The 22,788-nt window shown below is 73.3% G+C and carries 15 protein-coding genes; 9 read left to right on the top strand and 6 right to left on the bottom strand.

The features are described from left to right. The first annotated feature begins 2 nt into the window (after window positions 1-2). Window positions 3-2,927 (top strand): hypothetical protein, encoded by a 2,925-nt coding sequence (locus tag ACLU3S_RS00420; protein WP_413949625.1) that lies wholly within the window; start codon window positions 3-5, stop codon window positions 2,925-2,927. 294 nt (window positions 2,928-3,221) lie between these two features. Here ACLU3S_RS00420 and ACLU3S_RS00415 read toward each other — a convergent pair whose 3' ends face one another. From ACLU3S_RS00415 to ACLU3S_RS00395, 5 genes are all read right to left on the bottom strand, one after another. Next, window positions 3,222-3,833, bottom strand: coding sequence for a GAF domain-containing protein (locus ACLU3S_RS00415; protein ID WP_413949624.1), 612 nt, complete (start codon window positions 3,831-3,833; stop codon window positions 3,222-3,224). Continuing rightward, window positions 3,796-4,419, bottom strand: coding sequence for a GTP-binding protein (locus tag ACLU3S_RS00410; RefSeq protein WP_413949623.1), 624 nt, complete (start codon window positions 4,417-4,419; stop codon window positions 3,796-3,798). The genes ACLU3S_RS00415 and ACLU3S_RS00410 overlap by 38 nt, the downstream gene beginning before the upstream one ends. Beyond that, the gene (locus tag ACLU3S_RS00405; RefSeq protein WP_413949622.1) at window positions 4,397-4,783 is read right to left on the bottom strand and encodes a DUF742 domain-containing protein; all 387 of its coding nucleotides are present in this window, start codon (window positions 4,781-4,783) and stop codon (window positions 4,397-4,399) included. Before ACLU3S_RS00405 ends, ACLU3S_RS00410 begins: the two co-directional genes overlap by 23 nt. 3 nt (window positions 4,784-4,786) lie before the next feature. After that, window positions 4,787-5,179 carry a roadblock/LC7 domain-containing protein gene (locus ACLU3S_RS00400; protein ID WP_413949621.1) on the bottom strand — a complete coding sequence of 131 codons (393 nt, stop codon included), beginning with the start codon at window positions 5,177-5,179 and terminating at the stop codon, window positions 4,787-4,789. 73 nt (window positions 5,180-5,252) lie between these two features. Continuing rightward, window positions 5,253-6,818, bottom strand: a complete 1,566-nt coding sequence (locus tag ACLU3S_RS00395; protein WP_413949620.1) for a sensor histidine kinase — start codon at window positions 6,816-6,818, stop codon at window positions 5,253-5,255. Window positions 6,819-7,327: 509 nt separating this feature from the next. Here ACLU3S_RS00395 and ACLU3S_RS00390 point away from each other — a divergent pair. From ACLU3S_RS00390 to fusA, 3 genes are all read left to right on the top strand, one after another. Beyond that, a complete protein-coding gene (locus ACLU3S_RS00390) occupies window positions 7,328-11,488 on the top strand; it encodes a S8 family serine peptidase (protein ID WP_413949619.1) in 4,161 nt (1,386 codons plus the stop codon). Window positions 11,489-11,685: 197 nt separating this feature from the next. Then, on the top strand, window positions 11,686-12,681 hold the full coding sequence (locus ACLU3S_RS00385) for a helix-turn-helix domain-containing protein (RefSeq protein ID WP_413949618.1): 996 nt from the start codon (window positions 11,686-11,688) through the stop codon (window positions 12,679-12,681). A 569-nt stretch (window positions 12,682-13,250) separates the two neighbouring features. Continuing rightward, on the top strand, window positions 13,251-15,308 hold the full coding sequence (gene fusA / locus ACLU3S_RS00380; RefSeq protein WP_413949617.1) for an elongation factor G: 2,058 nt from the start codon (window positions 13,251-13,253) through the stop codon (window positions 15,306-15,308). A 355-nt stretch (window positions 15,309-15,663) separates the two neighbouring features. Here fusA and ACLU3S_RS00375 read toward each other — a convergent pair whose 3' ends face one another. Further along, the gene (locus ACLU3S_RS00375; protein WP_413949616.1) at window positions 15,664-16,986 is read right to left on the bottom strand and encodes an ROK family protein; all 1,323 of its coding nucleotides are present in this window, start codon (window positions 16,984-16,986) and stop codon (window positions 15,664-15,666) included. 194 nt (window positions 16,987-17,180) lie between these two features. On the opposite strand from ACLU3S_RS00375, the gene ACLU3S_RS00370 reads away from it, so the two are divergent. The 5 genes from ACLU3S_RS00370 (at window position 17,181) to ACLU3S_RS00350 (ending at window position 22,743) form a co-directional block, all read left to right on the top strand. Next, complete coding sequence (locus ACLU3S_RS00370) at window positions 17,181-18,497, top strand: ABC transporter substrate-binding protein (protein ID WP_413949615.1); 1,317 nt, start codon at window positions 17,181-17,183, stop codon at window positions 18,495-18,497. A 5-nt stretch (window positions 18,498-18,502) separates the two neighbouring features. Further along, window positions 18,503-19,492 (top strand): carbohydrate ABC transporter permease, encoded by a 990-nt coding sequence (locus ACLU3S_RS00365; RefSeq protein WP_413949746.1) that lies wholly within the window; start codon window positions 18,503-18,505, stop codon window positions 19,490-19,492. A gap of 34 nt (window positions 19,493-19,526) precedes the next feature. After that, on the top strand, window positions 19,527-20,366 hold the full coding sequence (locus tag ACLU3S_RS00360; RefSeq protein WP_413949745.1) for a carbohydrate ABC transporter permease: 840 nt from the start codon (window positions 19,527-19,529) through the stop codon (window positions 20,364-20,366). A gap of 29 nt (window positions 20,367-20,395) precedes the next feature. After that, entirely contained in the window at window positions 20,396-21,760 is a 1,365-nt protein-coding gene (locus tag ACLU3S_RS00355) for a GH1 family beta-glucosidase (protein ID WP_413949614.1), read from the top strand. Between the two features lie 161 nt (window positions 21,761-21,921). Beyond that, entirely contained in the window at window positions 21,922-22,743 is an 822-nt protein-coding gene (locus tag ACLU3S_RS00350) for a hypothetical protein (protein WP_413949613.1), read from the top strand. Window positions 22,744-22,788 lie beyond the last annotated feature (45 nt).

Below are 22,788 nucleotides of genomic sequence, written 5' to 3'. Positions count from 1 at the left end.
CGATGCCGACCGCACCCCAGACGATTGACGAGCTGTACCAGGCGCTGCAGGAGAACGACCAGCGCCCCTACGGCCGTACCCGTACCGTCACGGCCGAGGAACTGGCCGATGCCGCCGAGCAGTTCGCGGAGCCCCTCCCGCTCGTCCACGCGCTCCTCGAACTCCAGGAGGCGTACACCTACGGCTCCGAACCCCGTAAGTCGCCCGTCGTCTTCGCCCGCCTGCTGACCCTCTTCGACGAGCAGCCCGACGTCTTCGACGAGCGCCTGCGCCACACGCTGTTCTGGCGGTTCAAGTGGGTGGCCAACGCCCTGCGCCAGCTGCCCGAGGTGCCGCTGTCGAGTCTGCGCCAGTGGCTGACGGAGATGCGCGACCGGTACGAGAAGGCCGGCTTCGGCCTCCAGCCCTGCTACGGGCAGGCGTACCAGCTCGCCTCCCACGTGGGCGAGGACACCGCCCTCGCCTACGAGCTGTGGGCGGGCCGTGCCCGCACCCGGCTCAGCGACTGCGAGGCGTGCGAGACCTGCGAGCGCGCCCGGTACCACCTCGCGGCGGGCGACGACGAGCGGGCGCTGACCACCTGGGAGCCCGTGCTGGCCGGGAAGGAGTCCTGCCAGGAGGAGCCCGCCCGCTCCGTGTCGTACGCGCTGCTGCCCCTGCTGCGCACCGGCCGCACCGACCGGGCCCGCGAGCTGCACCTGGCCGGCTACCGCGGCTGCCGCCGCAACCCCGCGATGGCTGGGGAGGTCGGCCGGCACCTGGAGTTCTGCGCGCTGACCGGCAACGAGGCACGCGGCCTGGAACTGCTCGCCGAGAACCGGAACCTGTTCGACGAGGTCGACTCGCCGCTGGACCTGCTCGACCTCCTCACCGGCGTGGAGGTCCTCCTCCAGCGCGTCGAGTCCCTCGGCCGCGGCGACCTGCCCGCCGCCGGATACGCGGGCCGCACCTGGACGGTGGCCGGACTGCGCGCCGAGGTGCGCGGCCGCGCCGACGACCTCGCCGCCCGCTTCGACGCCCGCAACGGAACCACGGCCCACACCGACCAGCGCCGGGCCCGCCTCGACCGCTCCCCCCTGCTGGACGCGCTGGAACTGACCCTGCGCACCCGTGGCCTCGACGAGATGGCCCCGGCCGCCGCGCCCGCCGCCCCCACGACCGCCGCCGTTCCCGAGTCGCTACCCGAACTCATCGTGCGCGCACGGGAGCTGGACGAGCAGGGGCATCCGGACGCGACCGCTTGCTGGGCACGGCTGCGCACGCTCGTCGACGCCTCCGACTACGCCCACCCCGACGACCCGGCCGTGGGACCGCTCGCCCGGCTGCGCGCGGACCTGCTGGCCGACGAGGCGGTCCAGGTCGGCAAGAGGGACGAGTTCGAGGCGGCCGTCGCCCTGTACGAGGAGGCCGCCCGTCTGTACGACGAGGCCGGAGCGCCGGCTCAGGCGGCGCTCGCCCGCGCCTGCGCGGTGCTCCCCGCGGCGGAGATCCCCGGGGAGCGTGCCGACGGAGACGAGGCGAAGGCCGCCGCGCTGACCGCCGCCCACGCGGCCCTGGTCCGGCTGCACGAGGAGACGCCCGGCCTCGCCCCGTACCAGGAGGCCCGTCTGCTGCGGCTGCGGGCGACCGCGCTCGGCCTGCGGCTGCAGACGTCGCGGAAGACGGAGCACGCCGCGCCGGTCCTCGCCGAGGTGGACCTGCTGCTCGACTTCGCCCGCCGGCACGACATCGCCGGGCAGGTCTCCGGCGCCCTCCTGCTGCGGGCCAGCACGTACGCGCTCTCCGGCGATCTGCCCGCCGCTCTCACCGAGACCGACGCCCTCCTCGACCGGCTGAAGGCGCAGGGTCCCGCCTGGCACCTGCCCCGCACGCTCGGCCTGCGCGGCCGGCTCCGGCTCGGTCTGCGGGACGCGCAGGCCGCGCACGCGGACCTGACCGAGAGCCTGCGCCTGGCCGCCGACTGGCCGCTCGACGGGGTCGACACCGCCCGCCTCCAGCGTGACCTGGCCCAGGCCTGCATGCATCTGGGCCGCCCCGACGAGGCACTGCGGCACCTGACGCGCTCCGCGGAGCTGGACCTGCGCCACGCCAGCCGGACGGACGCGTTCTGCACCTACAGCAACGCGGCCGAGCTCAGCCTCGACCTGGGCCGCGTCGAGGACTGCATCGCCCTGCTCGACTCCCTCCTGGCCGAACCGGACGTCGCCGCCGGACAGCTGGACGACCGGCTCGTCGCCCAGCTGCGGCTGATCCGTGCCCGCGCGCTGCACGCGGGCGAGGATCTCAAGGCCGCCACGGCGGAGTTCGCGGCCCTCGCTGCCGAGTCGGCCGACTGGGACGACGACCCCGGGAGCCATGCCATGATCGCCGCGGAGACCGCCGTACTCCTCGCGGAGTCCGGCGAGTTCGGCCGGGCGCGCGAGGCCGCGGACCAGGCCCTCGCCGCTCACGCCAAGGCCCCGCGCTACGAGCAGCTCAGCAACTGCCTGCGCGAACTGGCGCGCCTGAAGGCGCAGCAGCAGGGTTTTGAGGGCCTGGCCGGCGCCCTCGCCTTCCTCGCCGACGCGGGCCGGGTCGCCGAGGAGGCCCGCGCCGCGGGGTACGAGGCCCGCGGCCGCTCGCTGGACAGCGCCCTGGCCTACGAGCACGGGCGGGTCAACGCCTTCGCCGGTGAGTACGAGACCGCCGTGGCCGCTCTGGACGAGGCCCTCACCCTGCTCGGCGGTCCGGAACCCGATGCGGAGCACGCCGGCGAGTGGGCCGAGTGCGTCCGTCTCGCCGCCGTCGTGGAGGGCATCTACCTGGAACGCCCCGCCCCCGCCCTCACCCGCCTCGACGTGGCGGTCGCGCGCCTCACCGCCCAGGGCCACACCGAGGAGACCGAGCCGCTGACCGAACTGGCGTCCCGGCTGCGCGACGAGGGCTGATCCGGCGGTCCGGTGCCGGGGGAGGTTGGTACGGCGGTCCGGTGCGGGGGCGGGGGCTGACAGGGCGGGCCCGGTGCCGGGGCGACAGCACGCTCCGGCGCCGGAGCGCACCGCCGTCCCGCGCCGGGCCGTACTGCCGTCCCGCGCCGGGCCGTACTGCCGTCCCGCGCCGTAGCGCACTGCCGTCCCGTACCGCCTCCCGCCAGGGCCGTACTGCCGTCCCGCGCCGGAGCGCACCGCTGTCCCGGGCCGGACCGTACCGCCGCCCCGGCAACGGCCCGGCGGCCGGCCCGGTCAGTCGCGGCGCGCGGACTTCTCCAGCCGCTCGACCAGTTCGGCGGCCATGGCCTTGATGGTCTCCAGCCCCTCGCGCCCCCACGGCTGCGGGTCCTGGTCGACCACGCAGACCGTGCCCAGCACCACGCCGGTGCTGTCGATCAGCGGCGCCCCCAGGTAGGAGTGGATGCCGATCGCGTCGACCACCGGGTTGCCGGCGAACCGCGGGAAGTCCCTGACGTCCTCCAGTACCAGCGCCCGGCGCCGCTTGACCACGTGCGGGCAGATGCCCATGTCGATGTCGCGGGGCATGACGCGGCCTGGCACGGGCTCCTCCAGCAGCGGCGGCCCCACGTGCACCGTGGCGTCCTGCGCGGCGCTGTACAACCCGGCGAAGTACTGCCGGTCGGCGTCGAGGAAGAAGTTGACCCCGGCGTAGCAGCCCCCGGTGCGGTGCGCCAGCTCCCGTGCGAAAGCGTCGAGTTCCGCATCCGGACGGGCCTCGATGCCCAGCTCGCGCAGCCGCTCGGACCGGGCGCGCACCTCCGGGTCGTCCGGGGGGAGGAGCAGATGGCGCAGGGCGATCCCGGCCTCAGGCCCGGAGGAGGGGTTGGTCGGCGTCGCTGCCATGGCAACTCCTTGTCGTGATCAGATGCTGAACCAGTTCGAGCAGCACGGCTGTGCCCGACCTCTGAAGGCGGGCGTCGCACAGCACCACCGGCACCTCCTGACGGAGGTCGAGCGCGCCGCGCACCTCCTCCCCGCGATAGCGGTGGGCCCCGTCGAACTCGTTGACGGCGACGACGAACGGGATGCCGCGCCGCTCGAAGAAGTCCACCGCCGCGAAGGAGTGCTCCAGCCGGCGGGTGTCGGCGAGAACCACCGCGCCGAGTGCTCCCTCGGAGAGCTCCTCCCACAGGAACCAGAAGCGCTCCTGGCCGGGCGTGCCGAACAAGTACAGGACATGCGCCGGATCGAGCGTGATCCGGCCGAAGTCCAGGGCCACCGTGGTGGTGGCCTTGCTCTCCACTCCGTCCAGCCGGTCCGTGGCCGCGCCGACGGCGGTCAGCATCTCCTCGGTGCTCAGCGGCTCGATCTCGCTGAGCGCGTTCACGAAGGTGGTCTTTCCCACGCCGAACCCGCCGGCGACCAGCACCTTGATCCCCATCGGCAGAGGGCCGTCGGGCAGCGGGTCACAGTCGTTTGAGGAGGCCATCGCGCACCGCTTCCAGGAGGTCTCGATCGGGTCGTGCGGGCCGGCCCGGGGGCTGCGGCGGCGCGTCACCCGCGACGACCGCGCCTCCCTCGGCGAGATCGGACAGCAGCACCTTGGCCACGGCGGCGGGCACCTGCATCCGGGCCGCGACCTCGGCCACGCTCACGGGCCGCGCGCACAGCTCCAGCACCCGCGCGTGCTCCAGGCCGAAGGCGCCCTGCGTCGGGGCGCCGGTGGCCCGCACCATGGTCACCAGCGTGAAGGGCGACGTGGCCCTGGTCCGGCCCTCGCTCAGGGTGTAGGGACGGACCAGCCGCCCGGCCGCCTCGTCGATCAGTGGTCCGTCCGGGAGGACCGGCGCCATCGGTCACCCCGCCGATCGCCGGGGCGCTGTGGCCAGATGCGGGCGCACGCTCTTCACCATCATCCCCATCTCGTAGCCCAGCACCGCCGCGTCCGCCTCGCGTCCGGCCAGCACCGCCAGCACCGCGCCGTGCCCGGCCGAGGAGACGAACAGCAGCGAGGTGCTGAGCTCGGTCACGATCTGCCGCACGTCACCGCCGTCGTCGAAGTGCCGGCCCGCGCTGCGCGCCAGCGAGTACAGCCCGCTGGCGAGCGCGGCCAGTTGGTCCGCGGCGTCCTTCTCCAGCCCCTCCGCGGCCTTCACCAGCCCGTCCGAGGACAGCAACAAGGCGCTCCGGGTGTGCGGCACCCGGTTCACCAGACCCGTCAACAGCCAGGAAAGGTCTTCGCTCGCCACGATCGTGTACTCCTGTTCGGCAGAAGGAAACGGTTGCTGGACGGGGGCCCGGCCGCCGGGGCGGCCTCGGCGGTCAGGGCGTCTCCGCTTCCTCGGCCCTGCGCAGCCCGGTCTGGAACGCCGCCATCAGGCCCGGGTCGTGGTCGACGTCCTCCGCAGCACCGGCGTCGCGCACGGGGCGCGGGGCTTCGGCGTCCTGTTCCTGACGCCGGCGCTGAGGCAGCCGCGGACGCTCGTCCACGCCGTCGGAGGACAGCGGGGCGGGCTCGGGTCCGGAGTCGGACACGGGCGGATCAGTGACGGCGTTCGTCGTCGTCCCGGGGTCCGCCGCCACGGACTCCGCCGGGTCCTGCGGCACCGCGTCCGGGGTGGGGACCTGGTGCTGTGCGGGCGCGGGGGCCGCCGGCTCCGGGCCGAGCAGCGCGCTGGGCAGCACCATGACGGCCTGGGTGCCGCCGTAGACGTTGCTCAGCAACTGCACGGCGATGTCGTGCCGCTGAGCCAGGACGGAGACCACGTACAGGCCGATCCGGCCGTCCTGCAGCAGCTCGCCGAGGGCGACCTTGTCGGGTGCGCCCAAAACGGTGTTCATCTGGTTGCGTTCGGCCGGGGACATGCCCAGGCCCCGGTCCTCGACCTCGATCGCCACTCCGGCGGCGACGCGCTCCACCCGCACGTGCACGGTGGTCTGGGGCGGGGAGAAGACCGTCGCGTTCTCCAGGAGTTCGGCCAGCAGATGGACGACGTCGACGACGGCGTGGCCGCTGACCGTGCCGTCGATGGGCGGCACCAGCTTGACCCGGGCGTACTGGTCGATCTCGGCCACCGCGGAACGCAGCACATCGGTGATGCCGACGGGGCGGGTCCACTGGCGGTGGGTGTTCGCGCCGCCGAGCACGGCCAGGTTCTCGGCGTAGCGGCGGATCCGGGTGGACAGATGGTCCACCCGGAACAGTCCCTTGAGCAGGTCGGGGTCCTCGACCTCGTTCTCCAGGCTGTCCAGCAGGCCGATCTCGCGGTGCACCAGGGACTCCAGGCGACGTGCCAGGTTGGCGAAGACCTCGAACTGCTCCAGCCGGGCGCCGTGTTCCGCACCGACCGCGCCGGCGGCGGTCTCCAGCAGGGCCGCCTCGGCCCCGTGCCGGGCCGCGGCGATCTCGTATCCGAGGCGGGAGAGTTCGTCGGGGCCGGTCTGCGGCGGCAGTCCCGGCCGGCGCCGTACCGGCAGCTCACCTGCCTGCAACCGGCGGCACAGGGCCTCGAGTTCGGCCCTGCCCTCGGCCGCGGTGCGGGTCAGCTCGGCCAGCTCCGCACGGTTGCGGTCGGCCGCGCGGGCCAGCTCCGACCAGTGCTCGCCGATCACTCGTGACTCCGCCGATGCCCGCACCCCCGCGATGCCGGCGGCCACGGCGGCGAGAAGGGCCAGGCTCCCGCACACCACGGTCAGGTCCGCCCGGTCCAGGCGGCCGTCCCGGACCAGCACGGCGGCCACCGCGCCCGCCACGGCGACCACGCTCGGCGGCAGCACGGACGACAGCGTCAGACGCCGCCTCAGCGCCCCGGCTCGCGACTGCGCGGTCGCGCGGGAGGCCGTCGGCGGCACCGACCGGTCGCCCGGCGGCATGGAAGGATCAGGCATGACAGTCCCCGTGCTGTGGCGGTGATCGGGCCGGACGCGCACGTTACCGCGCACCAGGACTCCGGTGTCACCCTTCGGAGTGACGGAAATAGAACCGTTGTCCTTTGTGTCGAACCACAGTTCCCCGAGACGTGTGAGCGGTCGAGGCGGCGCGCGAACTCGCCGCCTCCGGCACGGGCAACCTCGGCATCGTGACGGGCACGGTCCCGTCCGACGACCGGCGACACCGCCGAAGGAACGCGGGAGGCGGTCCCGGACCACGTGGCGCACGCCGGGGCCGCCCCGACCCGGCACCGGATCGCGGACCGGGACCACCGGCAACCCGTCGAGCCTTACGGCTGGTTGGTGGCGGCTTCCGGCCAGCTGTCGGGAGTCCGCCACCTTCATCATCTTGTGCCGGCATTCCCGCATTGAAAGATTCCCCGCAGCGTGGGCGCTGATCGGGGGCAGTGCTGCTACCGCGCTTCCCCGAACCAACTCGCTGCTCACCAGCAGGAAGTGGAGTGCCCATGAAACGGCGGAGACGAGCGCTCGCTCGCGGCGTCGCCACGATCGCCAGTGCGGTCGTGCTGCTCGGCACACCCGTGGAGTACGCGGCGGCCACCGGAGCACGGACCCCGGCGGCCGGATCCCGCCCCGGCCCCGCGTCCGCGCCGACCACCACGCCCGGATCCTCGGCGCTCGGCCCGTGGCGCTCGTTCCTGAAGCCCACCCCCGCGCGGTCGGCGAAGAGCGGCCCGCACCAGGTCCTGGTGGTCCTCGGCCCGGCCACCGAGGTGACGGGCGCGTCACTGAGCAAGCAGCCCCGTCTGCAGGCGCGTACCGCACTGACCTCGGACGCCGCGGTCAACACCGCGCTCCGCCGGGTGCACGCGGTCTCCATGCGGCCGCTCGTACCGGGGCTCCCGGCCGCCCAGGCGCGGCAGTTGCGCTCGGCCGCCCGTCAGAAGCTGGGCTCCGGGGCGATTGACCTGTCCAGGGTCCAGGTCGTCCGGCTCGCCGGCGGCGACGCCACGGCCGCCGCCCGGAGGCTGGCCGCCACGGCCGGTGTCGTCTACGCCGAGCCCGACGCGACCGTCTCACCCATGAACACCGGCTCCGTGCCGCTGCCCACCCCGTCAGGCACCGAGGGGGAGAAGGCGAAACGGCAGGACGGCGCGCCGACCGGAGCCGACGGAGTGCCCGGCAACGCGGCCCTGGCCACCTCGGCGCAGAGCTTCCTCAACGCCGGCGGCGTCGACGCGACGGGCGCCTACAGCCTGCTGAAGAAGAAGTTCGGCCAGCTGCCCGGCACCGGGGAGACCATCACCAACGTCTCGATCGGCGACCTCACCGACGCGTCGACACCGAACCTGCCGCAGACGGGGCCGACGACCGTCCTCCACGACGGCCGGCGGTACCTGGACATCCCCACGATGCCGCTGATCCCCACCTACACCGCCGACGAGACCGGCGCACTCGACCCGTCCGGCTCGACCCAGGGTCAGGACGACGCGCTGGGCGAGGTGTTGCTGGACTTCTCCGTGATGGCGCCGCTTCCGCACGAGCTGCAGCGCCCGGGCATGCAGGGCAGCGGGGACTCCGACCTGCTGGGCATCGCCCCGGGCGCGAAGTACCGGCTCGTCGTCCCGCAGCAGCCGACGTTCAGCCAGATCGCCGTGGCCCTGCTGGCCGCGGCCCGGCAGCAGCCCCGACCCGACGTGATCACCGCCAGCCTCGGTTACGGCACCGACGAGTGGGGCCTGCCCGGCCGCTACCTGGAGGACGACCCCGTCCAGCAGGCCGTCATCGCGTCGATCGTGCAGCAGTACGGCATCACCGTGGTCGTCTCGTCCAACGACGGCACCCGGCTGTACACCAACGCGGCCGTCGGACCGGACGGCGGCAGCACCCCGACCGACGTGACGCGCAGGGCCGCCGACGCCACCCGCATCGACGACGACCAGCTGTCCACCACGCCCAGCGAGGTCCTGGACTCCGGCGCGATCGCCGCCGGCGGCACCACGACCGACGACACGCTGTCCGTCCCGCCGCAGAACGGCGGGGCCGCCTCGGCCACCGGGACCTGGGCGACCACCAGGTACAACGGGTCGGGGATCTTCTCCTCGGGATTCGGCACGCGCGTGGACGTCTCGGCGCCCAGCGACGGCATCCCCGCCTTCGAGCACCAGGGCCAGACCGCGCAGTCGGTGGCGGAGGTCCTCGACGGCGGCACCTCGGCGTCCGCGCCCGAGATCGCGGCCGCCGCCGCGGTCGTACTGCAGACCTCCCGGCTGACCGGGCAGCACCCCTCGCCCCAGGACGTCCGCGCGCTGCTGGAGCGCACCGGCCGGGCGGTGCCCACCGCGCCGCAGATCGACCGGCCCCTGCACGTGGGCCCGCAGCTCGACGTCACCGCCGCCGTGCAGGCCGTCCTGGCCGAGGCGCACGGCAGCGGTGCCGCCGAGGGCACGCCCCACATCGTCCGGCTCTCGGTGGCGCACCGTCAGACCATCGGCGGGCTCGGCGGCTCCTACCTGGAGTCCACCGACCCCGGACGGATCGACCTGACCGGACCGGGCACGGGCGCCGGCGCCACCGGGGAGGGCCTGGTGGGACCGGTGACCGTCGGAGCCGACGTGACCGGCCTGCCCGGCAGGCAGGGCGTGAGCTACGCCCTGCGCATCGGCAGCCACGCGTTCACCTCGGACGTGCCGGCCATCCGGCTGACACCCCGGCAGATGCTGGCCGCGGCCGGACTGCCGGTCGTCTCCACGGCGGACCGTCAGGTCCCGCTCACCTTCGAGGTGCGCCGCGGCCACCAGGTGCTGGCCTCCGCCGCGCGCACGCTGACCTTCGGCCCCACCGACGGCGGCTACGCCGAGGCGCTCGCCCCCGTGGTCCAGCCCGTCGTCGCGGCCGGGCACTCGGTGCGGGTGAGTTACGACCTCACCGGGGTCCGCTTCGTCGACTCGCCCCAGCTGGTCGTGTCGGGAGTCGGCCACTGGAACCCCGCCGCGGCGCCCATCTTCTCCGCCTCCTACAGCACACCGCTGACGGACCTGCACGGCACGGTCACCGTCCCGGCCGACGCGTTCTCCGCCGGCGGCGGCGTCTACGGGATCGGCATCCTGCAGAACCCCACGGGCGGTCTCAAGGGCGCACCCCTGTACGGGGAGTTCGCCTCCATACGGGTCGACGGCGACACCCCCGCCCAACGCCCGCCGGCCCCCACCCTGGCCGCGGGAACGGCCGCACCGCTCGGCCACCTGCTGGAGATCGGCCGGGCCGCACCGCGGTTCTCGGTGCACTACGACGTCTCCCGGGTCAAGGGCGCGACCGGCACGCTGCTGGAGTTCTCCGCGCCCGGACCCACCATGTACAACTCGTACAACCTGGTCAGCAACCAGAACGGCACCACCCCCGACCACGACGGGGTGGACAGCCCCGCCACGCTGGACCGCTCGCTGAAGGGCACGCACGGCACCGTGCACCTTGACGCCCGAGCGCTCAAGCTGCCCTCGTCGATCGCCTACGACCTGCGGGTGTTCGCCGTCGACGGGCACGGCCGGACACTCGGGCAGGCCTCACCGACGTCGCTGCTGGCCTACGACGACGGACCGGCGCCCAACGGCAGCAACCTGACCGACTTCGCGATCGTCCCGGGCGGCACGTCCGTCGCGGCGGTGGAGAGCCCCACCGGTACGGGCGCGGTGTACGACTACGACGCCGCCACCGGAACCTACGGGCGCAAGCTGGCGAGCGACCCCGCTCCCGGCTCGGTCTACGAGGTGTTCGGTGTCGACTCCGCCCACCACACGCTGGTCCTGCACAAGCAGACCACCATCGGCGAGCAGTGGCTGGAGACCTACGACACGGGCACCGGCGACGCGGTCGGCGGCCCCGTCCGCGTCGACGACCAGTACGTCGTGACGGGCGGCCGGGTGGACGCCAAGCGCCACCGAGCGGCGGTGCTCGCCTACCGTTCGAGCGACCACGCGGGCTTCGTCCTCCCCGTGGACACCGCGACCGGCGCAGGCGGCTCGCCGCTCCAGCTCGAACCCGGCGCGGACGGCCCGACCCCGTACGGGCTGCTGGAGGTGGACGAGTCGACCGGTGTGTTCTCGGCGCAGAAGACGGGAAGTGCCGTCAACTGCCTGGCGGCGGTCGGGTCCGGCACCGTGGCGGAGGTCGACCTGGACCACGGAACGGTCACCCACACTCGGGCGGGGACCCCCTGTGCCGGGACCCTCGCCTCCGACCAGGCGGGCCACCTGTACGAGTCGTGGTACCACTCGTTCAGCGTCAACCTCCCGGGGAGCGGCTCCTTCGCCGAGCTGCCCGACGGGGACCCGGTGAATCTCGGAGCGCAGCAGGCGCCCATCGCGCTCGCCGTCGACGGGGAGCACCATCTCGGCCTGTTCGCCTTCCAGTTCCCGGACCTGAAGCCGACGGGCGGCTTCCAGCAGTACGGCTTCACCGACAACAACGCCACCGGGCGCGTCGTGGTCGTCGACCTGAGAACCGGCGCGACGGTGGGCACCGTGACCGGTGTCGAGTACCCGCTGTTCGGCGCGTGGAACGGCCGGCTCGAAACCCACCGGGAACGGGTCCTCCAGCTCGACCCGGCGACCCGGACCGGCTGGACGTACTCGGGCGACGGTCTCCAGATCCAGCAGTTCTCCTACTGATCCGGCGCACCGCCGCGCACCCCGTGTCCGCGGGCGCGATCGCGCCCGCGGACACGGGGTGTCGTGCGGCAAGGGCATCCCGCCGGACCATGCCCCGTCCACGGCAGGAAAGATGTCGAGGAACACGCGCGGCACCAGGACCGTGGTGCCGCCCGTCCGCCGGCCGGCGGACGGACGACACGAAGGCGGACGACGTCATGGCATTCCACGTGCTGGGGCTGGCGGAGGAGACCGAACGCGTCTACACCGTGCTGGTCCATCTGCCCAACGCCACCGCCTCGGAGCTCGCCGGCGCGGGCGAGCTGTCCGTAGCCGCCACCGCGCGGCAGCTGTCCGGTCTGGTCAAGCAGGGCCTGGCCACCCGCGCGACGGGCCGGCCGCCGCGGTTCACCGCGGTGGCCCCGGACGTCGCCGTCAACGCGCTGATCCGCCGCCGCGAGCAGCAGCTCGACGACGCCCGGTCGCAGGTGCACCGGCTGATGGAGGCCCACCGGGAGGCGTCCCGGATCAGCAGCCCGGACCTCGCGGTGGAACTCCTCACCGACCGCGCCGACATCAGCGCCGCGGTCCAGTACCTGACCACCCAGGCGCAGCACGAGATACGGGCCTTCGACCGGCCGCCCTACGTCGACCGGCCCGGCAGCGGTCTCGACGAGCAGATCAAGCGGCAACGCCGGGGCGTCGCCCACCGGGTGATCTACGACCGCGCCGCCGTCGCCTGGCCGGGCCGGCTCGCGGACGACATCCTGCCCAGCGCCAACGCCGGGGAACAGGCGCGCGTGCGCACCGAGTTGCCGCTCAAGCTGGTGATCTGCGACAGCCGGGTCGCGATCATTCCCTTCAGCTCCGCGCCGGTCGGCCAGTCGGCGGCCTACCTGGTGAAGCGCTCACCGATGCTGGTGGCCCTGGAGTCGCTCTTCGAGGCGGAGTGGGAGCGGGCCGTGCCGCTGCCCCTGCCCGGCCGCACCCCCGCTGCGCAGCCGGGCCTCGCCACCGCTGCGGGGGAACCCGACCAGGAGACCAAGTCCCTGCTGTCGCTGCTCGCGGCCGGGCTCACCGACGCGGCGATCGCCCGCGCCCAAGGCTGGAGCGAGCGCACCACCCAGCGCCGTATCCACCGCCTGATGAGTCAGCTCGGGGTGGAGACCCGCTTCCAGGCCGGGCTGATCGCCGCCCGACGCGGCTGGCTGTGAGGCAAAGCGCCCGGGTGGCGACGCCGCCCACGGGCGGCCTCGCGCACGCGGGGTACGACGCGGCCGACCGCGACCCGAGACCGGTGCAGCCGTCCCGGCGCAGCGTGCCGGTGCTGCCCGGCGCAGGCCGTCCGGGGCACGCGCGGTCGCACTGGCCGCCGGCGGCGCGCACCCTCACCCAGGCCGCCGGTGGCATGCACCCTCACCCAGGCCGCCGGTGGCGCGCGCCGCCGAAAATGACGTGCTTGCCCGCGGAGCGATCTCGTACTGTCGTCACGTACCGCGCGCCGCGACACCACAGCGGCGCGCGTCGTGACACAGAGACCGAGAGGGGAGCCGGGCCGTGCGTGACCGTACCGCCGCCGTCGTTCCCCCCGCACGGTCCGAGGTGATCCTGGTGTCCTCGTCCGTCCGGTGCCCGCTGCGCGGCCGGCACCGGATGCCCGTGACGCCGCACTGACACCCCGCGGCCCGCCCGTCATCCGGCCGGTCGCCGCCGTACCGCCGTGTCTGCCGGCGCACGGGGAATCGCGCTGCCCTTTTCCCGCTCCGCAGAAAGGCCCCGGGCCGTGCGCACCCACGTCAACACCCTCGCCGCCGTCCGCAACCTCGGCATCCTCGCCCACGTCGACGCCGGCAAGACCACCGTCACCGAACGCATCCTGTATGCGACGGGCACCACCCACAAGCGGGGCGAGGTCCACGACGGCACCACCGTCACCGACTTCGACCCGCAGGAGCGCGACCGCGGCATCACCATCTTCGCCGCCGCGGTGAGCTGCGTCTGGGACGGGCACCGCATCAACCTCATCGACACGCCCGGGCACGTCGACTTCGCCGACGAGGTCGAGCGCTCGCTGCGCGTCCTGGACGGCGCCGTCGCCGTGTTCGACGCCGTCGCCGGGGTCGAGCCGCAGAGCGAGTCGGTGTGGCGCCAGGCCGACCGGCACGGCGTACCCAGGATCGCCTTCGTCAACAAGCTGGACCGTGCGGGCGCCGACCTGGACCGGGCCGTCGACTCGATCCGGGAGCGCCTGCACCCCGCACCGCTCGTCGTCCAGATGCCGATCGGCGCCGAGGAGGGCTTCACCGGCGTGGTGGACCTGGTCCGCATGCGCTCCCTGGTCTGGGCCGACGGCGAGGGTACGGCCATGGAGGGGCCCGTGCCCGAGGCGCTGACGGACGAGGCGGCGCGCCGGCGCCGGGCGCTGGAGGAGGCGGTGGCCGAGCTGCACCCGGCCGCACTGGAGGAGTTCTGCGACCGGGAGACGCTCTCGGCCGCCACCCTCACCGCGACCCTGCGCGACCTCACCCGCAGCGGTGACGGCGTGGTCGTGCTGTGCGGCTCCGCCTACCGCAACCGCGGCATCGAACCGCTGCTGGACGCGGTCGTGGCCTACCTGCCCTCGCCGCTGGACGTCCCCGCCGTGCGCGGCGTCCACGACGGCGCCGAGCAGCGGCGGGCCGCCGATCCCCAGGCGCCGTTCGCGGGGCTGGTGTTCAAGGTGAACGCCGGCGCCACCGGGCGCCTGACCTACGTGCGCGTCTACTCGGGCACGATCGAGAAGGGAGACACCATGTGGGATCCGGGCACCGGGCGCACCGAGCGCATCGCGCGGATCCTGCGCGTCATGGCGGACCGGCACGTCCAGCTGGAGCGGGCGGTCGGCGGTGACATCGTCGCGCTCGCCGGGGTGAAGTCGGCGCGGACCGGCTCCACCCTGTGCGACCGCGGCGCCCCGCTGCTGCTGGAGCCGCCCGTGGCCGCCGAGCCCGTGGTGTCCGTGGCCGTCGAGGCGCGGCGCGCCACGGACACCGGCCGGCTCGGGACGGCGCTGACCCGGCTCGCGGAGGAGGATCCGTCGCTGGTCGTACGCACCGACGCCGAGACCGGGCAGACCGTGCTGTCCGGGATGGGCGAACTGCACCTGGAGGTCGCGGTGGAGAAGATCCGCCGCGAGGGCGGCCCGGAGATCGCCGTCGGCCGCCCGCGGGTCGCGTACCGCGAGACGGTGGTCGACGGGGTGCGCGGGTTCGTCTTCCGCCACGTCAAACAGGACGGCGGGGCGGGGCAGTTCGCGCACGTCGTCCTCGACGTGGAGCCGCTCGGCGCCGAACCGGGAGCCACCGGCTTCGCGTTCGCCTCGGCCGTGGTCGGCGGCCGGGTGCCGCAGGAGTACGTGCGCGCGGTGGAGGCCGGGTGCCGGGACGCCCTCGCCGACGGGCCGCTCGCCGGGCACCCGGTGACCGGCCTGCGGGTCACCCTCACCGACGGCTCCACCCACGTGAAGGACTCCTCCGACACGGCCTTCCGCACCGCGGGCCGGCTCGGGCTGCGCGCGGCCCTGCGGGCCTGCACGCTCGCCCAGCTGGAGCCGGTCGCCGAGGTCACCGTCACGGTCCCCGAGGACGCGCTCGGCACGGTCCTCGGCGACCTCGCCGCCCGCCGGGGCCGGGTCACCGCCTCCGGGACGCGCGGCGGCGTGGCGACGCTGACGGCGATGGTGCCGTTGGCCGAGCTGTTCGGCTATGCCACGCGGTTGCGCGGCCGCACCCAGGGCCGGGGCACCTTCACGTCCCGTCCGGTCGGCTATGCCCCGGCTTCCCGGCCGGCGGTGGTCGGGTAGCGGCTGGTCGCCTTCCCAGCGCGGGCGGGTCGTCGGCTCCGGCTCGGCGGCCGTGCCGTGGGCGGAGTTGTTCGGCTCTGCCGGCGGGGTGGGCGGCCGTGCCCGGGGCCGGGGCGTCCTCACCACCCGGCCCGCCGGGTGGGCACCGGCATTCCAGCCGGCGGCGGTCACGGTAGTGCCCGGCCGCCGTCCGGCGTGCGGAACCGGCATCTTCCGGTTCCGCGCGTCGGCGGTGCGTGAGGAGTACGACACCCCGGTCGACGGTGTCGCAACGGCGCCCGACATCGGCGCGCCCGAGGGTGCCGCGGCGCACGGAGCGCGTGCGTGGGCGTCAGCGGCCCGGAGGGCGTCCGCGTCAGTCTCCCGGCGCTTGCGTGGTGCGACGGCGTCGGGCCAACCGCCCCTCCAGAGCCGTTCGCCACGCCGGTGAGGGTGACGGCCGGGACGTGGGGCGCGGGCGGTGGCCGCCGGCGGTGAGGAAGGCGGCCAGGGGGAGGGCGGCCGCGCCGACGGTGACCGCGTCGGGCCCGAGCCGGCCCAGTTCGATCCCCACCCGGCCCGCCGGGTGCCGCAGCGCGCGGGCGAGGGCGTGCTCGCGCACCTGGTCCAGGAAGGCGGAGCCGAGCCGGAGGCCGGCCCAGCCGCCGACAAGGACGCGCTCCGGCTGGAACAGGTTGATCAGGTCCGACAGGCCCGCGCCGAGGTACTCGGCGGTCTCGGCGAGCACGGCCGCGGCCACCGGGTCCGGCTCCCGGCCGCCGTCGGAGCGGGCCGCGGCCAGCAGTTCTCCCAGGGCCGCCTCCTCGCCGGCCCCGGCCGACGGCCGCCCGCCCGCCTCCCGCCAGCGCGCCACGAGCGCCTCCGCGCCCGCGTACGCCTCCAGGCAGCCCCGTGCCCCGCACCGGCACCGGCGTCCGGCGACCCGTACCGTCAGGTGCCCCCACTCCACCGCCCGGCCCTGCGCCGCCTCCTCGGTGACCACGCAGGCGCCGACCCCCGAGCCGAACAGCACCACCACGGCGTTGCGCGCCCCGCGCCCCGCGCCGAACCACATCTCCGCCTGCCCCAGCGCCTTGGCGCCGTTGTCGATGAAGTACGGCACGTCCAAAGGGAGTTGACCCGTGCGGCGCAGCAACCGCTCCAGCGGCACGGCGTCCCAGCCGATCGTCTGACCGTGGACGACGGCACCGGCGAGCCCGGCGTCCTCGATGATGCCGGGCGCCCCGATGCCGACGCCGAGCAGCGCGTCCGGGGCGAGGCCCGCCGTACGCAGCACCGCGCCGACGCCGTCCGCCACATGGCCGACGACGGCGTCGACGTCGTACCCGCGCGGCCCCAACGGCCGTTCGACGCGGCCGAGTTCGGTGAACCCGAGGTCGAGCAGCTCCACCCGCACCCGTGTCTCGCCGATGTCGACGCCGACCAGGTACCCGGCGTCCTGGCGCACCCGCAGCAGCCGGCTGGGCCGACCCGAGTCCGAGCCGACACTGCCCGCCTCCTCGACCAGGCCCTCGGCCAGCAGTTCGCCCACCACGTTGCTGACGGAACCTGAACTCAGCCCGGCCGCCGGGACCAGTGCGTTCCGGCTCATCGGCCCGTCGAAATACAACCGTTGCAGAACGGCGCTCCGGCTCTCCCGCCGCAGGTCACGCACCGTACGCCCGCCGAACTCCGCCACCCGGCCTCCCTGGTTGCCGCCGCATTTCGGCCCGTCCGGCCGGATACCTGTGCCGTATCCCTTGACGAGCGTTTCTCTTGAGGTTTAACTCACGTCCTAAATTAAGCCATGAGGGCGTTCGAAAGGGGAACCGGGTCCCGGCCCCCCGGAACGGCCTCGGGGTTCTCGACTCCCGGAAAGGGACACCAGGAGCCATGCGCAGCATCCGAGCCGCCGCCACAGGCGCCGTCACCCTGTCTCTCGTCCTCGCGGCAACGGCCTGTGGAGGCGGTTCGTCCAGCGGCGGCGGGTCCAACGACTCCCCGAAGACGCTGACGTACTGGGCCTCCAACCAGGGCGCCAGCATCGCGGTGGACAAGAAGGTCCTCCAGCCCGAGCTCGACAAGTTCCAGAAGCAGTACGGAATCAAGGTGAAGCTGGAGGTCGTGCCCTGGTCGGACCTGCTCAACCGGATCCTGACCGCCACCACCTCCGGCCAGGGCCCGGACGTGCTGAACATCGGCAACACCTGGAGCGCCTCGCTGCAGGCCACCGGCGCGCTGCTCCCCTGGGACGCGAAGAACTTCGGGAAGATCGGCGGCAAGGACCGCTTCGTCGACTCCGCCCTCGGCTCGACCGGCGCGCAGGGCAAGGACCCGGCCGCCGTGCCGCTGTACTCGATGGCGTACGCCCTCTACTACAACAAGAAGATCTTCGCCGAAGCCGGGATCGCCAAGCCGCCCGCCACCTGGGACGAGCTGATCGCCGACGGCAAGAAGATCCAGGCCAAGGGCAAGTCCCCGCTCGGCGCCGAGGGCGCGAACCTGTCGGAGAACATCCACCACGTCTTCGTCTTCGCCAAGCAGCACGGCGCCGACTTCTTCACCGCCGACGGCAAGCCCGACTTCACCAACCCCAAGGTGGTCGACGCGGTCAAGCAGTACGTCGACCTCATGGCCAAGGACAAGGTCATCCCGACTGGCGACGCCGAGTACGCGCAGAACCAGTCCGTCAGCGACTTCGCCAAGGGCAGGCAGGCCATGCTGCTGTGGCAGTCCGCCGCCGCCAACCTCAAGTCCCAGGGGATGAGCGCGGACTCCTACGGCATCGCCCCCGTGCCCGTGCAGTCCGGGACCCCCGGCACCGGCACCCAGGTCAACTCGATGGTCGCCGGCATCAACATCGCCGTCTTCAAGAACACCCACAACCTCGACGGCGCGACCAAGTTCGTGAAGTTCATGACCTCCGACGCCGAGCAGAAGATCCTCAACACGGCCTACAGCTCCATCCCGCCGGTCAAGGCCGCACAGGCGGACCCGACGTTCAACTCCGCGTCCAACGAGGTCCTGAAGAACACCCTCGCCACCAGCGCCGCCGCGCTGCCGCAGGTCGCGTCCGAGTCGCAGTTCGAGACGACGGTCGGCACGGCCGTGAAGAACCTGTTCGCCGACGCCGCCGCCGGCCGCGCCGTGACCACCGGCTCGGTCAAGGCCGCGCTGCAGAAGGCCCAGCAGCAGATGCCGGCGGCGTGACCGCGATGACCATGACCGCCCTCCAGGAACCGGCGGGCAGGACCCAACCCGGTGCGGCGGCGCGCGAACCCCGCCGCCGCACCGGGCGGTTGCGCCGCGCCTCCCTGCCCTACCTGCTGCTTCTGCCCGCCCTGCTGCTCGAACTCCTCGTCCACCTGGTGCCGATGGTCATCGGCATCGTGATGAGCTTCAAGGAACTCACCCAGTTCTACATCCGCGACTGGGGCAGCGCCCCCTGGTCCGGCCTCGGCAACTACAAGATGTCGGTGGACTTCGACGCCCCGGTCGGCCAGGCCCTGCTGCACTCCTTCTTCGTCACCGTGGGCTTCACCCTGCTTTCCGTCGGCCTGTGCTGGCTCATCGGCACCGCCGCCGCGGTCTACCTGCAGGAGAACTTCCGCGGCCGGGGCCTGCTGCGCGCCCTGTTCCTGGTCCCGTACGCGCTGCCCGTCTACACGGCCGTCATCACCTGGGCGTTCATGTTCCAGCACGACAACGGCCTGGTGAACCACGTGCTGCACGACCAGCTGCACCTCACCGGCAAGCCCTCCTTCTGGCTCATCGGCGACAACAGCTTCTACGCCCTGCTGACCGTGTCGGTGTGGAAGGGCTGGCCGTTCGCCTTCCTCATCGTGATGGCCGGACTCCAGAACATCCCACGGGAGCTGTACGAGGCGGCCGCCCTCGACGGCGCCGGCATGTGGCAGCAGATCCGCCGCATCACCCTGCCGTCGCTGCGCCCGGTCAACCAGGTGCTGGTCCTCGTCCTGTTCCTGTGGACGTTCAACGACTTCAACACCCCGTACGTGCTGTTCGGCAAGTCCGCCCCGGAGGCCGCCGACCTCATCTCGGTCCACATCTACCAGGCCTCCTTCGTCACCTGGAACTTCGGCACCGGCTCCGCCATGTCCGTCCTGCTGCTGCTCTTCCTGCTCGTCGTCACGGGCGTGTACCTGCTGCTCACCTCGCGCGGACGGAGGACCGCCGATGTCTAGCCCGCCCCTTGCCCCGCCGACGCGCAACTCGCCCATGGCGCCCCCGCGTTCGTTCCTCTGGTCGAGGCGGGTCTTCCTCACCCTGCTCACCGGCTTCGTGCTGATCCCGGTGTACGTGATGGTCTCCAGCTCGCTGAAGCCGCTCGCGGACGTGAGTGGGAAGTTCCGGTGGCTGCCCAGCGGGCTGACCATCCGGCCGTACATCGACATCTGGTCCACGGTCCCGCTCGCCCGGTACTTCGTGAACTCGCTGATCGTGGCCGGCGCCGCGACCGCCTGCTCGGTGGTGATCGCGGTGTTCGCCGCGTACGCCGTCAGCCGCTACGACTTCCGCGGCAAGCGGGTCTTCACGGTGACGGTCCTGTCGACGCAGATGTTCCCGGGCATCCTCTTCCTCCTGCCGCTCTTCCTCATCTACGTCAACATCGGCAACGCCACCGGCATCGCCCTGTTCGGCTCCCGCGGCGGCCTGATCATCACCTATCTCACCTTCTCCCTGCCGTTCTCGATCTGGATGCTGATCGGCTACTTCGACTCGGTGCCGCGCGACCTGGACGAGGCGGCGCTCGTGGACGGCTGCGGCCCGCTCGGCGCGCTGCTGCGGATCGTCGTACCGGCCGCGATCCCCGGCATCGTCGCGGTCGCCGTCTACGCCTTCATGACCGCGTGGGGAGAAGTGCTCTTCGCGTCCGTCATGACCAACGACACCACCCGCACCCTCGCCGTCGGCCTGCAGGGCTACTCCACCCTCAACGACGTCTACTGGAACCAGATCATGGCCGCCTCGCTGGTCGTCAGCGTGCCCGTGGTGGCCGGCTTCCTCCTGCTGCAGCGCTATCTCGTCGCGGGCCTGACGGCGGGCGCCGTCAAGTGACCCCAACCCCTGATCCCGAAGGGACTTCCGTGTCCGAACGCATCGACCTCGCCGCACTCCCGCACGACTTCCTGTGGGGCACGGCGACAGCGGCGTACCAGATCGAGGGGGCCGTCGCCGAGGACGGCCGTACGCCCTCGATCTGGGACACCTTCTCGCACACCCCCGGGAAGATCGCGAACGACGACAACGGCGACGTCGCCTGCGACCACTACCACCGCTGGCGCGAGGACATCGGCCTGATGCGCCGCCTGGGCACGAACGCCTACCGGCTCTCCGTGGCATGGCCCCGCGTGGTGCCCGGCGGGACGGGCCCGGTGAACCCCAAGGGACTCGCCTTCTACGACGAGTTGGTGGACGCCCTCCTGGAGGCCGGCATCACCCCGACCGTCACCCTCTACCACTGGGACCTCCCTCAGGTGCTCCAGGACCGCGGCGGCTGGCCGGAGCGGGACACCGCCTTCGCCTTCGCCGACTACGCCTCCGCGGTCGCCGCCCGCCTCGGCGACCGCGTCAAGCTCTGGGCGACGCTCAACGAGCCCTCCTGCTCCGCCTGGATCGGCCACTACGAGGGCACGATGGCCCCCGGCTGGACGGACCTCACCGCCGCCGTGCGCGCCTCCTGCCACCTCCTCCTCGGCCACGGCCTGGCCGCCCAGGCCGTCCGCGCCGCCGCCCCGGACGCCCAGGTCGGCATCGTCAACAACCTCTCCACCGTGCACCCGGCCACCGACCGCCCCGAGGACGCGGCGGCGGCCCGCCGGCACGACGGCCACGTCAACCGCTGGTGGCTCGACCCGGTCCACGGCCGCGGCTTCCCGGCCGACATGGTCGAGACCTACGGCGTCGAACTCCCACTGCTGGACGGCGACCTGGAGACGATCGCGACCCCGCTCGACTGGCTGGGCCTGAACTACTACTTCCCGGCGTACGTCGCCGACGACCCCGACGGCCCGGCGCCGTACGCCCGTTCCGTGCGCCGCGAGGGCGTCCCGCGCACCGGCATGGACTGGGAGATCGACGCGACCGGCATCGAGACCCTGCTCCTGCGGCTCACCGAGGAGTACGGCGCGCGCAAGATCTACGTCACCGAGAACGGCTCCGCCTTCCCCGACGTGGTCCGCCCCGACGGCAGCGTCGACGATCCCGAACGCCAGGACTACCTGGAGCGCCACCTCGCCGCCTGCGCCTCCGCCGTCCGCAAGGGCGCCCCGCTGGCCGGCTACTTCGCCTGGTCCCTGCTGGACAACTTCGAGTGGGCCTACGGCTACGACAAGCGCTTCGGCCTGGTCCACGTCGACTACCGCACCCAGGTGCGCACGATCAAGGGCAGCGGACGCCGGTACGCGGACATCGTCCGCGTGCACCGCGCCCAGGGACGCCGGGCCGCCTGAGCCGGGCCCGGACGGCCGGGGGTACGGGAGCGGGAGCCCGTGCCCCCGGCACGCACCGGCTCCGAGATTGCCGGACCCCGGCATGCCGGCCCGTTCGACCACTGCTGCACACATACCTGGTGACTGCACATCAGGTGGGCCACGCTGTCCTCATGCTTTCCATGAGCCATACCGTGGTGCTCGCACCGGTGCCTTACGCATGGTTCGTCGACGCCCTCGCCGTGGTCCGCTCCTTGGTCGAGGAGAGCCAGGCGAAGGGGCGGCGACTGATACTGCCGGACGGACAGGTGATCCCGGACGTCCGGCTCACCCGCGGACGGCACCTGCGGCCGGGAGCCGAATACCTGATCTCGGACGAGGACGAGCGCGAGGCCGCCGACAACGGGGGCGGACGCGAGGACGCGAAGGGCATGAGCAGCGGCGAGACGGCCACGATCCGGCTCGAGGAATGGGACCGCCGGCGCGCTGTCCGACTGGCGCTCGCCATCGCGGCGGACGACGGGAAGGTGGACCTGCACGCCGTCCTGCAGAGTCCCGACCACCCCCGCCTGGTCGAGGTCGGCGGCCGGTCGCGGTTCGACGGGGTGCCGCTGGGGTTGTCCCGGTTGAAGGGGCGGGTGCGACTGCAACTCGACGACTGGTGGGCCGCTGCGGACACCGAGGGCGCTGCGCACTCCGCTCCGGCCACGGCACGCGTCGACCACCGGTGGGCCCGGGCGGAGGCGCGCGCGGTACCGAGTCCGCACCGCGACGGCCACACCAGCGGCTGGGACGTGCGCGTCACCCTGTCCCTCCGCGGTCGCGGTCTCCTACGGCCCCTCGCGGCCGTCGCCCTCGGCGTGGCCGGCCGTTGGATACGCCGCTCCGTGGCCCGCACGCTGGACGACCTGGCCGAGACGTGGAACGCCACGGTGCCGGGCCTGGTGGCGATGGACAGGGAGGGCATGAGGGCCGCGCTGACGGATCGCCCGTCATGCGCTTGATCCGCGGATAGCGCTCGACCCGCCTGCGCGGCAACTGGTCACGTA

The sequence above is a fragment of the Streptomyces sp. AF1A genome (assembly GCF_047340315.1).
Lineage (GTDB): Bacteria > Actinomycetota > Actinomycetes > Streptomycetales > Streptomycetaceae > Streptomyces.
Note: the sequence above shows the minus strand (reverse complement) of the source record. Positions and strands in the feature narration are given on the sequence as shown.